The sequence below is a fragment of the Lacrimispora sp. genome (genome assembly GCF_047605665.1).
Lineage (GTDB): Bacteria > Bacillota > Clostridia > Lachnospirales > Lachnospiraceae > Lacrimispora.
In genome coordinates this window covers 83360-98345 of sequence record NZ_JASGFH010000006.1, presented here as the reverse complement: position 1 = coordinate 98345, position 14986 = coordinate 83360, and the positions used below count along the sequence as shown (strand labels likewise).

The 14986-nt window shown below is 48.4% G+C and carries 12 protein-coding genes and 1 other RNA gene; 11 read left to right on the top strand and 2 right to left on the bottom strand.

Translation table 11 applies throughout. From position 1 onward, the window contains the following. Nucleotides 1-5: 5 nt before the first annotated feature. Entirely contained in the window at nucleotides 6-167 is a 162-nt protein-coding gene (gene rd / locus QM657_RS06440; RefSeq protein ID WP_415065762.1) for a rubredoxin, read from the top strand. Between the two features lie 84 nt (nucleotides 168-251). Here rd and QM657_RS06435 read toward each other — a convergent pair whose 3' ends face one another. Beyond that, nucleotides 252-1925 carry a S8 family peptidase gene (locus tag QM657_RS06435; RefSeq protein ID WP_415065761.1) on the bottom strand — a complete coding sequence of 558 codons (1674 nt, stop codon included), beginning with the start codon at nucleotides 1923-1925 and terminating at the stop codon, nucleotides 252-254. A 73-nt stretch (nucleotides 1926-1998) separates the two neighbouring features. Next, nucleotides 1999-2880 carry an N-acetylmuramoyl-L-alanine amidase family protein gene (locus tag QM657_RS06430; protein ID WP_415065760.1) on the bottom strand — a complete coding sequence of 294 codons (882 nt, stop codon included), beginning with the start codon at nucleotides 2878-2880 and terminating at the stop codon, nucleotides 1999-2001. Between the two features lie 145 nt (nucleotides 2881-3025). On the opposite strand from QM657_RS06430, the gene QM657_RS06425 reads away from it, so the two are divergent. The 10 genes from QM657_RS06425 (at nucleotide 3026) to ssrA (ending at nucleotide 14902) form a co-directional block, all read left to right on the top strand. Next, nucleotides 3026-3943, top strand: coding sequence for a tRNA dihydrouridine synthase (locus tag QM657_RS06425; protein WP_415065759.1), 918 nt, complete (start codon nucleotides 3026-3028; stop codon nucleotides 3941-3943). A 154-nt stretch (nucleotides 3944-4097) separates the two neighbouring features. Continuing rightward, entirely contained in the window at nucleotides 4098-5492 is a 1395-nt protein-coding gene (locus tag QM657_RS06420) for an amidohydrolase (RefSeq protein WP_415065758.1), read from the top strand. 36 nt (nucleotides 5493-5528) lie between these two features. Continuing rightward, nucleotides 5529-6287 carry a MerR family transcriptional regulator gene (locus QM657_RS06415; RefSeq protein ID WP_415065756.1) on the top strand — a complete coding sequence of 253 codons (759 nt, stop codon included), beginning with the start codon at nucleotides 5529-5531 and terminating at the stop codon, nucleotides 6285-6287. Between the two features lie 42 nt (nucleotides 6288-6329). After that, the gene (locus QM657_RS06410; RefSeq protein ID WP_415065755.1) at nucleotides 6330-7409 is read left to right on the top strand and encodes a BMP family protein; all 1080 of its coding nucleotides are present in this window, start codon (nucleotides 6330-6332) and stop codon (nucleotides 7407-7409) included. Nucleotides 7410-7420: 11 nt separating this feature from the next. Continuing rightward, a complete protein-coding gene (locus QM657_RS06405; protein WP_415065754.1) occupies nucleotides 7421-8953 on the top strand; it encodes an ABC transporter ATP-binding protein in 1533 nt (510 codons plus the stop codon). After that, nucleotides 8946-9977, top strand: coding sequence for an ABC transporter permease (locus tag QM657_RS06400; protein ID WP_415065753.1), 1032 nt, complete (start codon nucleotides 8946-8948; stop codon nucleotides 9975-9977). The genes QM657_RS06405 and QM657_RS06400 overlap by 8 nt, the downstream gene beginning before the upstream one ends. 1 nt (nucleotide 9978) lies before the next feature. Continuing rightward, on the top strand, nucleotides 9979-10920 hold the full coding sequence (locus QM657_RS06395; protein WP_415065752.1) for an ABC transporter permease: 942 nt from the start codon (nucleotides 9979-9981) through the stop codon (nucleotides 10918-10920). A 196-nt stretch (nucleotides 10921-11116) separates the two neighbouring features. Next, complete coding sequence (locus tag QM657_RS06390) at nucleotides 11117-13381, top strand: ribonucleoside-diphosphate reductase subunit alpha (RefSeq protein ID WP_415065751.1); 2265 nt, start codon at nucleotides 11117-11119, stop codon at nucleotides 13379-13381. A 50-nt stretch (nucleotides 13382-13431) separates the two neighbouring features. Continuing rightward, the gene (locus QM657_RS06385; RefSeq protein WP_415065750.1) at nucleotides 13432-14475 is read left to right on the top strand and encodes a ribonucleotide-diphosphate reductase subunit beta; all 1044 of its coding nucleotides are present in this window, start codon (nucleotides 13432-13434) and stop codon (nucleotides 14473-14475) included. Between the two features lie 85 nt (nucleotides 14476-14560). Then, nucleotides 14561-14902: a transfer-messenger RNA gene (ssrA, locus tag QM657_RS06380) on the top strand. The last annotated feature ends 84 nt before the right edge of the window (nucleotides 14903-14986 follow it).

Sequence of the window (14986 nt, the reverse complement as noted above, 5' to 3'; positions counted from 1 at the left end):
TAGAGATGACAAAGTATGTATGTGACGCCTGCGGATATATCTATGATCCAGAGGTAGGTGATTCTGATGCTGATATCGCAGCAGGTACATCATTTGAAGATTTACCTGAGGATTGGGTTTGTCCACTTTGCGGAGTTGGCAAGGACGGATTTTCTCCAGTGGAATAAGATTCCGGATGTTTTACCTGATAAAAAGACCTTCAGACAGGAGTAAGCGATTACTCTGGCTGAAGGTTTTTTGATGTGGAAAATTCACTGGCCGTTAAATCGTTCAAACAACTGGTTTACATCGATCTGACCGTATCCCCAGATATTGTTGGGATATGTATTGACCTGGGTCCGGTTTGCTCCGCCGATTAACAGGCGGTTGATGTTGTTTCCCGTCATACGGGGATAATTCCCCTTCACAATAGCCCATTCCAGAACCATGGCAACGATGCCGGCGGCGTGCGCGGCGGCGGCTCCGGTGCCTGTTGCCGTGGCGTACCGGTTCCCTGGAGCTGCACAGGGAAGCTGATAGCCGGGAGCTGCCAGGTCCGGCTTGATGATGCCGATTCTGGTATAGCCTCTGCCGGATTCGGTTAAGATGCTGTTGCTAAGCTGGTTATAGGCGGCCACGGTCAACTGATGGGTCGCATTTCCGGGAGAGGTGACGGTGGTATTGGGGTTTGAATTGAGGAAAAAGGTTTCATTCGTGATAATATCTCCCGATGGAAGCCAGCAGTGGAAGGAAAAGGGCTCATTTTCCGGGTTTTGCACCCTTAAATACCATATTCCGGGAAGGGGATTCTGAAAACGCAGCAGGATGAGCTGGTCCCCTGTTTCCTCTTCAAAGATGATGTTGTTGACATAGACAACGGTCTGGTTAAAGATGAAGCTGAATCGTCTGCACTGGTTTAAGGTGGGGAAAACCGGCTGGGTGGACTCCCTGTTGGGGGAGGATACGTCAATGGAAAGCCTTGCCGGAGAATAGGACCAGATTTCCATGGCAAACATCTTGTCATCGTTTCCCACCCGTACCTCAATATCGTTGTAGTAGGGGGGAGCGGTGGTGGAATTAAAGTAATGCCTCTGGTCATTTCCTTCATTTCCCGCTGCAACGGAAATTCCGATTCCCGGAAGCAGAGCCAGATAATCGATGTAGGTGCTGGTGGTTCCTCTTCCGTCATGTCCTCCCTGGCTGCTGGATAAGGCTATGCAGATGACCACAGGACGGCCTGCCTGCTCGGAGATGGTCAGGGAGTAGCGGATTCCGAGGATGATGTCAGATTCCTGGTAACAGAGCACATTGGACGGAACAAAATGAATCCTCTTTGTATTTTCCTTTGCCTCTTTCAGCTTGACGATGATGTATTCGGCCTGGGGGACAACGCCGCTGAAGGTGCCGTCTTGGCTGGGGGTTCCTGCCATAATGCTGGCTATGGCGGTTCCGTGGCCGTTGGTATCGGTCAAGGGGATTAAGGAGGAGGGATTTTCCGTGCTTAAGGCATCGTTGATCTGTTCCATGGTATATTGTGATCCAAAGGTGAAGGTGTCAGGGATGGTGCCGGTCTGGTCGGTCTGGTCCCAGATGGAGAAGATGCGGGAGGTCCCGTCCGGATTGCGGAATGCCTGATGCTGATAGTCCACTCCCGTGTCAATGACAGCCACTAAGACGCCCTGGCCGAACAATGCCAGCTCAGGGTTTGACTGCACTGCCGTGACGCCGGACTTTTCCAGGCTGACAGAAGAACTGAGGGTATAGAGGGTGGGGAAGCTATGGTAAGAATGCCGTCCTAAATCACAGGGATTTACGCTGCCGGCAGGAAGGTGTAGCAGGGAATTTCTATCATTTAAGTAGGTGATGTTGTCGCTTGTATCGTAGGTAGGAACTAAGACATTGCTGATAATCAGATCGTAGTAATTATTATCCAGTGCTTTTACCAAAATCAGTCCTCCCTGTCGGATCAGTACAGAGCATATTAATACATTTTATGCGGCAGGGAGGATATTATGATTGTTAAGACATGCCCGGTTTCGGTCCGGTTTGTTCTGTTATGAGCCTGGGAGCTTTTCCGGCTTTTTCCAGATACTCTATGATTCCTTTGGCATCTGCTTCGCCTAAAGCCCTGTAATGCTCTTCCGTGGAGAGAAATGAAGTTAAATCGCTGGTGTGGTTTAAATAGCCGTGTTCAATGATGAAGCCGCGGATGCCATACATCTGGGAATAGCGGGGAATGGCGTAATAGTCGGCTGTGCTTCCGTCGGGATATAAGGTTCCGTTCTGGGAATCTTTTAAAAGCAGCCCCCGGTTGTGAAGGCCTAAGGCGTTTAACTGCCTTAAAATGGTGTTGGCGGCTTCCTGGGACTGGCAGGCAATCTCATTGTTGTAGCGCCCGACAGCCGGAGACATGGAGCTGACCCCGTATGCATTCCGCTCTGTTCCGTTGCCCGGTATGGAATCCACATGCTGGCTTACGAATAAATCTGCCTGTACAGAAGCTGCAAAGGCGGCTCTTTGATCCAGGGGAACGGTCACTTCTGCGCTGTCCTTTGTCAGATAGACCCTGTAGTCGGTATGCTGTTCTAAATACGCTTTGGTATAGCCTGCGATCTTCATGGTGATTAAGTCTTCGTAATAGGTGACGCCTTCGTATTCAAATCTGCATCCGGAATAATGACCTTCTGTCTTTCCGTGCCCTGGGTCCAGAACCACCACCATGCGTCCGCCAAGGCCCATGCCCGGTCCGATTTCCGGCACAACGGTTTTGGTGACGGGAGGTGCAAAGGCCGGTCCCACTTCCTCTTCAGCCTGTGCGGCAAAAACGAAAGAGCCGGAAAGGAGAGCGGCCAGCAGAAGAGTTCTGCCAAAGGCCCCCAAAAGGTTTTTAAGCTGTATCATGATGTGTCCTCCTGAATTCTGACATTTTTCCATATATTATAACATTTTTCGCTGCCCGCTGTAAATGGCCTTCTTTCAATTTGTTTCTCTTTGTGATAAAATAAACGAACTAAAGGAAATATGAAAAATAAGGAGACTGAATTTTATGAAATATTATTTCGCTCCCATGGAGGGAATTACAGGATATGTATACCGGAATGCACACCGCAGATTTTTTGACCAGATGGATGTGTATATGACTCCCTTTATTGTGCCGACCCAGAACAGGAAGCTGGCCTCCAGAGAGAAGAACGATATCCTGCCTGAGCACAATGAAGGGCTTTCTGTCATTCCCCAGATTCTCACCAACAAGGGAGAAGATTTTATATGGGCGGCAGAAGAGATTAAAACGTATGGCTATGATGAGGTGAATTTGAACCTGGGCTGTCCCTCCGGCACAGTGGTTTCCAAGAACAGGGGGTCCGGCTTTCTGGCTTATCCGGACGAGCTGGATCAATTTCTGGATCAGATTTTTTCGGCGCTGGATATGAAGATATCCGTAAAGACGAGAATCGGAAAGGAAAGCCCGGAGGAATTTGAGCGGCTTCTGGAAATCTATGAGAAATATCCCTTAAAGGAGCTGATCATCCATCCCAGGGTCCAGACGGATTATTATAAGAACCAGCCCAACTGGAATGCATTTGAAAAGGCTGTTTCCGGCAGCGCCCATTCCCTGTGCTATAACGGGGATTTATTTACGTCTGAGGCCTATGACCGGTTTACAAAGGCATTTCCCCAGGTGGACAAGGTGATGTTTGGAAGAGGGCTGATAGCCAATCCCGGACTTGCGGGGGAGATAAAGGAAGGGAAGAAAATGGAAATGGAGCGCTTTTGGGCCTTTCATGATCAGGTTTTGGCAGGGTATGAAGAGACCATATCGGGGGATAGAAACGTGTTATTTAAGATGAAAGAGTTATGGGCTTATATGAGCCAGTTGTTTGAAGGAAGTGAAAAACAGATTAAAAAAATCAAAAAATCCCAGCATTTATCCGATTACCGGGAGGCAGTCAGGCAGTTATTTTAGAAATCTTATGAAAAGAAAGAAAATTGATTACAAAAAAATACAAGAAGTTGCAAAAAGATAATATTTTTAACTTGAACCTATAGCTGGTATAGGGTATACAATGATCCTGGTTAGAGAAAAAGGCAGTTTGCCGCATTATGAATGGAGGAACAACATGGCTTCTAAACTTCTCATAAAAAATGCCAGGGCCATTGTGACCTGTGACCAATCGGATCATGTATATAAGGACACGGATATTCTGATTGAAGGTCCAAAGATCATTGCCATTGGAAAAGGGCTTTCCAGCGAAGGAGCCCAGATTATTGACGGAACAGGAAAGTTTGTGTATCCGGGACTGATTAATACGCATCATCATTTTTTCCAGACCTTTGTAAGGAATCTGATCACCATTGATTATCCAAACCTGACGGTTATGGATTGGATACATAAGATTTATCAGATTTTCCAGTGCATTGACAATGATGTGATTTACTATTCCACTCTCACAGCTTTTTCTGATCTCATCAAGCATGGCTGTACCACAGCTTTTGACCATCAGTATTGCTATACAAAGAAGACCGGAAAGGAACCGGTGGACAGGCAGATGGCGGCAGCAAAGCTGTTGGGCATCCGTTATCATGCAGGGCGGGGCAGCAATACCCTTTCCCAGAGTCAGGGCAGTTCCATACCGGATAACATGCTTGAAACAACCAGTGAATTTTTAAAGGACTGCGAAAGGCTGGTACGCCTTTATCATGACCCCAATCCTTATTCCATGAGCCAGATCGTCATGGCTCCCTGTCAGCCCATTAACTGCCTCGCTGATACCTTTATTGATACGGTGCCGGCAGCCAGGGAAATGGGAGTGCGGATGCACACTCATCTGGGAGAAGGGGAAAACGAAGGAATCATAGCCCGCTACGGCAAACGGACCCTGGAGTGGTGCAGGGACATCGGCTTTATCGGAGAAGATGTCTGGTACGCCCACAACTGGGAAGTCCTTCCTGAGGAATATTCCATACTGGCTGAGACAAAGACAGGAATTTCCCATTGTCCCACACCGGCAATTCTGGGCGGATTTCCTATTCTGGATATGAAGGCCATGCAGGAAGCGGGAATTCTTTTAAGCCTTGGATGTGACGGTTCCGCCACCAATGACGGTTCCAACCTCCTTGACGCCCTTCGGGTGGCTTACCTCATGCAGTCCTACCATACAAAGGACCGGGGCGGATGTGTGTCAGCTTATGACATGTTAAAGATTGCCACCATAAACGGAGCAAAGACTCTGGGAAGGCCGGACCTGGGCTCTTTAGAGCCGGAAAAGGCTGCTGATTTATTTATGATCGATGCAGAAACCCTGGAACTGGCAGGAGCTGTTCACGATCCGAAAAATATCCTTGGACGGGTCGGCCTGACAGGAAACGTATGGCTTACCATGATCAATGGAAATGTGGTTTATAAAGACGGCATTTTGACCGGAGTGGATGAAAAGAAGCTGGCCCTTGAGGGGGAAGCGGTCTGCAATAAGGTGATCCGGGAACCGAATGAGGCGTTTCGGATATTTTTATAAAAACTTCTATTATTTTAAGAAGGTGAGGAAAACGGTTTGAAGGATTTTCTATCCATAGGAGAAATGGGCTCTTTGTTTGGGCTGAATATTCAGACATTATATTATTATGACAGCATTGGAATATTCAGCCCCAGGCAGAGGGACCCAAAAAACGGCAGGAGAAAGTACGAGTTTGATCAGGTTTATGAGCTGGCCACCATTTGCTATATGCGAAAGCTTGGATACTCTTTAGAGGAGATAACCGCCAAGCGGAGAGCCCAGCATGTTCATTCGTCTCTGGAATCCTTAAAGAAGCGCTCCGAAGAGCTTCACAGGCAGTGGAAAGAGTTGTTTTCCATTGACGAAGCCATTCAGAGGAAGCTTGCCTTTATTGAGGATGAGCTGAAGGACATTCAGACGGATCAGATCACCATCCGCTACTGTCCGGAACGGGCCTACATCGCCATTGGAGAAGAAGAGCTGATTTACCGGCAGAATTCCTTTTACTTTTACCCGACCATCGCCTTTTATGAGGGCAGTTTGAAGTATTTCGGGGCTTATTTATACCCTTCCAAAGGGCCTTTGCCGGAATTTTTGAGGGAGGATCAGATTCGTAAAATCCCGGCAGGAGATTATTTGTGCGGCTACCATCTGGGTTCCTATGACAAGGTTCCCCAGACTCTGGAACGCCTGCGAGACTCCAGGCCTTATTTGAAATTGGAGGGCCTTACCGTTAATTTTAATATTCTGGATCAGTTTGTGGAGAATGACAGTTCCAACTACATTACTCTGTCTCAGATCCGGATATTGGAATAAATAAACTATAAACAAAAGGAACAACAAGAGAGGAAAATGAGGATGAGAAACATGAAAAAGTTAGCAGCATTAATTCTTACGGCTTCTATGGCAGCAGCAGCTTTGGCGGGCTGCGGCAAGGCGGCAGACACGAGCGCAGCAGCAGGTACTACAAGCGCACCGGAGACAAAGACTGAGGCGGCAAAGGCTGAAACTGCAAAGGCAGCTACTGAGGCCCAACCGTTGAAGGTAGCCCTTCTGCTTTCCGGCGCAGCCAACGATATGGGCTGGTGCCAGACCGCTTATGACGGATTGAAGGTTTTAGAATCCGACTATGGATGTGAGATTTCCTATACGGAAAACTTAACTCCTGATGACATTGAAGCTGCATTTGCGGATTATGCTGCAAACGGATACGATGTGGTGATCGGCCATGGCTATGAGTTCGGTGATCCGGCCGTAGAAGTGGCAGAGCAGTATCCGGATACTAAGTTCATTGTAACCGAGGGCGAGGTCTCTGCTGACAATGTGGCTTCCTACGTGACCAAGTGCGAAGAAGGCGGTTACATCATGGGAATGCTGGCAGCCGGATTGTCAAAGAGCAACAAAGTCGGTTTTGTAGGCCCTATCCAGGGCGCTTCCCTGGTAAAGATCATGAACGGCTTTGAAGACGGAGCCAAGTCTGTCAATCCTGATATTGAAGTTCAGACCGCATGGACAGGTTCCTTTACGGATACAGCTCTTGGAAAAGAAGCAGCTCAGGCCATGATCGACAACGGCGTGGATGTAATCGGACACTGTGCCAATGAGTCCGGCACAGGCGCGATCAACGCAGCAAAGGAAGCCGGAGCTTTGGCTACGGGAGATTCCTACGATCAGAACGGGCTGGCCCCTCAGACTGTGGTTTCCTCTTCTGTATATCACATTCCAAATGTCATTGAAACTGCTTACCAGACCGTTGCAGCCGGAAACTTTGAAGGCGGAATCTACAACCTGGGCATGAGAGAAGACGCGGTCAGCATTGCGCCTTACCACGATTTAGAGGGTGAAGTGCCCCAGGAATTAAAGGACGAGATCGAAAGAACAATATCAGCCATTGCAGAAGGACAGTTTACCGTACCCTGTGATACAAAGGTGAGATAGGGAGCAGTATTATGCCATTATTGGAGATGAAACATATCACAAAAGCATTTTCCGGTGTATGTGCAAATGAAGATGTGTGCTTATCCGTGGAACAGGGGGAGATTCATGCTCTCCTTGGAGAAAATGGAGCCGGAAAGACTACGCTGATGAACATATTGTTCGGCATTTATCAAGCCGACGGGGGAGAAATCCTCTACAAGGGGAAATCAGTCCGGTTTCAGTCCCCAGCCGATGCCATTTTTAATGGCATCGGCATGGTCCATCAGCATTTTTCCCTTGTGAACAAAATGACGGTTCTTGATAACATCATCCTGGGACTGGGCAGCAGCAAGGCGGTTCTGGACCGGAAGACGGCAGGGGAAGAGGTTAAAAGACTTGGAGAAAAATACGGACTTTTAGTAGACCCTGAAGACAGGATCAATGGTCTGTCTGTGGGAGAGCAGCAGAGGGTGGAAATTTTAAAGGCACTGTACCGCAATGTAAACCTTCTGATTCTCGACGAACCTACGGGCGTTTTAACCCCGCAGGAGACGGAAAAATTCTTCGGCGTGTTAAGGCGCTTAAAGGAAGAAGGCTACGGTATCATCATTATCACCCACCGCTTAAGTGAAATTATGGCAATCAGCGACAGGGTCACCATTCTCCGGGATGGAAAGGCGGTAAAAAATCTGGTCACAGCGGATACCACGCCGGAAGAGCTTTCTGCATTTATGATCGGCAGACCTCTTTCCCCTAAAAAGGAGGAGAGAAAAGAACCTCTTCCCCAGACTGCGCTGGAGCTTAAGGATGTTTCCATTTCCAAAAAACACGGCGGAAAAAAGGTTTTAGACAGCATCAGCCTTACCGTTAAAAAAGGGGAAATACTGGGCATTGCCGGAGTGGAAGGAAATGGACAGAAGGAGCTTGCCGAGGTGATTACGGGAATCCGCAGGCATACAGAAGGAAACGTATCCTTTGACGGGGAGTGTCTCGATAAGCTCTGCGTGCGGGAACGGTTTAACCGGGGGATTTCCTATGTGTCCGATGACCGCCACAGGGACAGTCTGGTCATGGATATGACTGTCATGGAGAACCTGATCCTTCGCAATTACAACCGCCTTCCTTTCTCCAGAAACCGGCTGCTGGATTACAAAAAAGCGGAAAAACGGGCGGAGGAAGCCCTTGCAGAGTACGGGATCAAGACTTCCGGAAGGAGCGGGATCAAGACTCTTGTCAGGCTCATGAGCGGAGGAAACCAGCAAAAGGTCATACTGTCCAGGGAGATATCGGAGGAGGCCAGCCTGATTGTGGCCAGCCAGCCTACCAGAGGACTGGATATGGGAGCCTCGGAATTTGTACATAACACCTTGATACGCCAGAAGGAACAGGGAAAGAGCGTGGTGCTGATTTCAGCGGACTTAGATGAGATCATGTCCTTAAGCGACAGGATCGCCGTGATGTTTGAAGGCAGGATCATCGGAATTCTGGGCAGAGAGGAAGCCAGTGTCAATGAAATAGGGCTTTACATGGGCGGAGTGACTGGAAAGGAGATAAGCCATGAGTAGCAGCAAAAAAACAAAGGCAGCAGAAATGGCAAAAGCAGGGGCAATTTCGGTTGCCATGGCAGCTCTTCTGGTCATTTTGTCGGGAGCTGATCCCTTAGCAGCCAGCAGGATGTTCTTTAACGGGATATTCGGCAACATCAATGGTTTTGGAGAAGTGTTTGTAAAGGCCACACCTTTGATTCTCACAGGCCTCGGATGTTCGGTGGCTTTCCGGACAGGATTTTTTAATATCGGTGCAGAAGGCCAGTTTTATATGGGAGCTCTGGCATCGGCCTGTGTGGCATTGTACACGGATGGGCTTCCGGGAATTTTGAGGATTGTTCTCTCTATCCTTGCAGGCTTTTTATTCGGAGGAGTATGGGCGCTGATTGCGGCTGCCTTAAAAGCGAAGCTTGGGATATCCGAGATCATCGTTACCATCATGCTGAACTACATTGCCATGGATATTCTGGGCATTGCAGTCCGTACCTTTCTTATGGACCCGGCGGGAAGCATTCCCCAGTCTGAAAAGATACCTCCTTCCGTCACTCTGCTTCGGTTTTTAAAACCCACCAGAGTTCATATGGGAATCTTCATAGCCCTGGCTGCTGTGTTTCTCGTATGGTTTCTCATGGAAAAGACGACGGCAGGCTATGAATTCAAGGTGGTGGGCTTTAATAAACGGGCAGCAGCCTGCAGCGGCATCTCTGTTGGAAGAAGCATCATCCTTTCCGCTGTTTTAAGCGGAGGGCTGGCTGGAATCGCCGGCTGTGTGGAGGTTTTAGGTGTTCAGAAAAAGCTGCTGGAGGGAATCTCAGGAGGAAGCGGTTATACGGCTATTTTAATCACCCTTCTGGCTTCCAATCACCCGGTTGGCGTGCTGGTGGCTGCCATTCTCTTTGCAGCCTTGGAGGTGGGAGCCAACTCCATGCAAAGACAGATGGGAATTCCCTCTGCAATCGTCAACTTTTTAATCGGCTTTGTTGTGCTTCTCATCCTGGGAAGAGAACTGCTTTCCAGGAAGAAAAAAGGGGAGGTGGGATAGGATGTTGGAGCAGATATTTACCGTTGGCTTTCTTACGGCATTTTTCTCGGCGGCTGTGCGTATGGCTGTGCCCCTTGCCTATGCCGGTCTGGGAGAGACGATTTCGGAAAAAGGCGGCATACTGAATATCGGAATGGAAGGTGTCATGCTTTCCGGAGCATTTTTCTCCTTTGCAGGCACATTTTTTTCGGGAAATATTTTCATCGGGCTTCTCTGCGGCATGGCCGGAGGGGCTGCTGTCAGCATGATTCATGGAATTTTGTCTATAAAACTGTCAAAGGATCAGTCGGTCAGCGGTATCGCCATTAATATCTTCATCATGGGCGTCACCAGCTTTCTGTATAAACTGATGTCAGGAGGACAATCCTATCAGCAGATTGAGCCTCTTTCCAGAATCAGAATTCCCATTCTGGCTGATATTCCCTTGATCGGAAGCGCTCTGTTTCATCAGGATATCCTCACTTATGTCATGTATTTCCTGGTGCTGGCGGTGAGCTGGTTTTATAAAAGGACCAACAAAGGGCTCTCCTTTGCGGCCATTGGGGAAAATCCCCGTTCTGCCGATGCAGCCGGGATACCGGTTCATAAGTACCAGTACATATCCATGATTTTAAATGGAGTGCTGGGAGGCATGGGCGGTGCTTATCTCGTTTTGGTCCAGGTGGGAAATTTCTCTGAAAATATGACCTCAGGCCGGGGATATATCGCATTGGCAGCGGTGATTTTAGGGCGTTACGTTCCCGCCGGAATGCTGGGCGCAGCCTTTTTATTCGGCTCTGCCAATGCCCTGCAGATTCGTCTTCAGGCCATCGGCGTTCCCCTTCCGTCCCAGGCGCTGTCCATGCTGCCTTATTTGATCACTTTGGCTGCTCTTTTGGGCTCCATTGGGAAGAATCACGCTCCGGAAGGCCTTGGAAAGTCTTATGTGAGGGGTGCCAGATAGGTTTATTTACCATAACAAAAGAAGGAAACAGACAGATATTTCCCTTTGTCTCTTTCCTTCTTTTTTTGGAGGAAGAAAGAAAAAATGGAACATTTTGTGATTGCATAGTTGAAATAAACTATATGTTGTGGTATATTTTTACAAGCAGTATTTAATAACAGTTATTGATATTGATTATAGAAACGGGAGAGCATATATGGACATCAAAGGAAACCGGGGGGACAGGGAATTTTCAGAGTATTTTCAGGAAGTGCCGGAGCTGGAGCATGTCTTAGGGGAAATTCAGAAGGAGTGGACGTCTCCCTCTTATGATCTGGGACATCTTTTTTTGAAATTCAAATCCTTCTGCAAGGAAGAAATGAGCCTTTCTCAGAGGTTTAACGCTCTTTTGCAGGCCGCTGTGGAGCTGACGACCCAGGAAGCGGCGGATTGGGAGTATATAGGGGCAAGGCTTTTGATGCTTCGCTTTGAAACGGATTTAAAAGCAGAGCTGGATCAGCGCCAGCTCAAGAGCTTTTATGATAAAATATGTTATCTGACAGAAGAACGGCTCTATGGGGAGTATATTCTGGAGCATTATACAAAGGAAGAAATTGACCGGTATGAGGGATATATGGACGGGTCCAGAAATCATCTTTTCAACTATTCCGGCCTGGAGCTGCTTCTTAACCGCTACGTCATCCGAAGCCGCAGGAATGCCCCTTTGGAAACGCCCCAGGAAATGTATCTGGGAATTGCCATGCACCTTGCCATGAAGGAAGGGGCAGACCGGGATATGTGGGTAAAACGGTTTTACGACATGCTCAGTACCTTAAAGGTGACCATGGCCACACCGACCCTGTCAAATGCCAGAAAGCCTTATCACCAGCTCTCTTCCTGTTTTATTGATACGGTGCCGGACAGCCTGGATGGAATTTACCGGAGCATTGACAGCTTTGCCAGAGTCAGTAAATTCGGAGGCGGCATGGGGCTTTACTTTGGAAAGGTGCGGGCGGCGGGAAGCTCTATCCGGGGCTTTCAGGGTGCGGCAGGAGGCGTGATCCGCTGGATCAAGCTGGCGAATGACACGGCAGTGGCTGTGGACCAGCTTGGCGTGCGCCAGGGAGCTGTTGCGGTGTATTTAGATGCCTGGCATAAGGACTTGCCGGAATTTCTGGATTTAAAGACCAACAACGGAGATGACCGGATGAAGGCTCATGACGTCTTTCCGGCAGTCTGCTATCCGGACCTGTTTTGGAGGCGGGCAAAGGAGAGCCTGGAAGGCGACTGGCATCTCATGTGCCCTCATGAGATTTTAACAGTGAAGGGCTGGGCTTTGGAAGACTCTTATGGGGCAGAGTGGGAGGAACGTTATCTGGAGTGTGTGAAAGATGACCGGATTCAGAAGCGGGTGGTTTCCATTAAGGATTTGGTGCGCCTGATCTTAAAAAGCGCTGTGGAAACGGGAACGCCCTTTGCCTTTAACCGGGATATTGTCAATGAGGCAAATCCCAATAAGCACAGCGGCATCATCTATTGCAGCAACCTCTGCACGGAAATCGCCCAGAATATGAGCGGCGTGGAGCTGGTGGACCAGCGTATGGAAACTGTTGACGGGGAAACCGTGGTGGTCACCGTTACAAAGCCGGGAGATTTTGTCGTCTGCAATTTAGCCAGCCTTTCTTTGGGAAAAATTGATGTGACGGATAAAGAAGAGCTCCAGTCACTGACCCGGAGTGCAGTAAGGGCTCTGGACAATGTCATTGATTTAAACTTTTTCCCCGTCCCCTATGCAAAGGTCAGCAATCTCCGTTACCGGCCTATAGGGCTTGGAGTCAGCGGATATCATCACATGCTGGCAAAGAAGGGGATTGCCTGGGAATCTGAGAAGCATCTGGAGCTTGCGGATCAGGTATTTGAGAGTATCAATTATGCGGCCATTGAAGCGAGCAGTGATTTTGCTGCGGAAAAGGGCGCTTATGAGAAGTTTGAAGGAAGCGACTGGCAGACAGGGGCCTATTTTGAACAGAGGGGATATGCCTCTGAGGAGTGGAACAGGCTGCGCGAAAAGGTGGCTTCATCGGGAATGAGAAACGGCTGGCTCATAGCTATTGCCCCTACCAGCAGCACCAGCATGATTGCAGGGACTACGGCAGGATTAGACCCCATTATGGACCGCTATTACCTGGAGGAAAAAAAGAATGGGCTGGTGCCGAGAGTGGCTCCCGATTTATCGCCGGAAACCTTCTGGATTTATAAAAATGCCCATCTCATTGACCAGAAGTGGTCCATCCGTGCGGCAGGAGTCCGGCAGCGCCACATCGATCAGGCCCAGAGCATGAATCTTTACATCACCAATGATTATACTCTGCGTCAGGTGCTGGGCCTTTATATCCTGGCCTGGGAGCAGGGCGTAAAAACCGTTTATTATATCCGATCCAGAAGCCTGGAGGTGGAAGAATGCCAGGTATGTTCCACTTAAGAAACTTCTGGCAGCAGAAATAAAAAGCAGGAGAGCGGAGGAACACAGATATGGAACCATTAAAAAAGAGGCCTCTCTTTAATCCGGACGGAGAGATTGATGTGAGAGAGAGGCGGATGATCAACGGAAATACAACAAATCTCAATGATTTTAACAATATGAAATACAAATGGGTCAGCGACTGGTACCGTCAGGCCATGAATAATTTCTGGATACCGGAAGAAATCAATTTAAGCAGGGACAGAAAGGACTATCCCCTTTTAAGCGCTTCTGAGCGGAGGGCTTACGATAAGATTCTTTCCTTTCTGGTGTTTTTGGACAGCATTCAGACTGCCAACCTGCCGGCCATCGGGGAATATGTGACTGCCAATGAAATCAATCTATGCCTTTCCATACAGACCTTTCAGGAAGCGGTTCACAGCCAGAGTTACAGCTATATGCTGGATACCATCTGTGAGCCTCAGACCAGAAACGAAGTGCTGTACCAGTGGAAAAATGACTCCAAGCTGCTGGCCCGCAACACCTTTATCGGAAATCTGTACAACGAATTCCAAAAGGATAAAAGCCCCTTTGCTTTTATGAAAACAGTGGTAGCCAATGTGATTTTGGAAGGGGTATATTTTTACAGCGGATTCATGTTCTTTTACAATCTGGGGAGAAATCACAAGATGACAGGTTCTTCTCAGGAAATCCGTTACATCAACCGGGATGAAAACACCCATCTCTGGCTGTTTTGCAATATCGTCAGGGAACTGGAAAAGGAAGAGCCGGAGCTTTTCACGGCGGAACGGGTGGAAATTTACCGCAGCATGATAAAAGAAGGCTGCGAACAGGAAATTGCCTGGGGATGCTATGCCATCGGCGATGAGGTGCCGGGACTGACCAAGGAAATGATTACCGATTATATTAAATATCTGGGAAATTTGCGGTGCGCAAGCCTTGGCTGGGAGAGCATTTACGAAGGCCATGACAGAGAACCGGAAAACATGGCCTGGGTCGGCCAGTACAGCAATGCCAATATGATAAAAACTGATTTTTTTGAAGCCAGAAGCACGGCATATGCAAAGAGCAGCGCTTTGATCGATGATCTGTAAGGCTTTGTAAGCGGTCCAAGGCCGGTCTTGACAATCGGCTTCATTCGTGCTAACATGAGGATGCTCAAAAAATGAGCACCAGTCGGGGGCAGTACTGGTTTCGACAGGGGTCATGCAGCTGGTGAAGCTATCCGCATGCGATGCGTCAAATGGCAAAAATAAATATAAACGCTAACAATAACGAATTAGCATTAGCAGCGTAAGCTGCTTGTCGGCCTTAGAGCACTCACACTTTAAGATCCCGGCATCGACTATGTGAGAAACGTCATGTGCAAAGCTTTGAGCATATGGACGTAATATGAAGCTACTGAAGCTGTCAGGGTGTTAGTTCCCGGTCAGTGGAGGGAATGTCAAAGAACTGACTATGATAGTAGAAGAACAGGGAATTGGTTTTTGGACACGGGTTCAACTCCCGTCTGCTCCATTTTAAAGGTCTGGTAAATACCAGGCCTTTTATTTTTTGCCCGCCATTTAGATAACCATAATTTCAGATCGGCAAAGCCATGTCTTC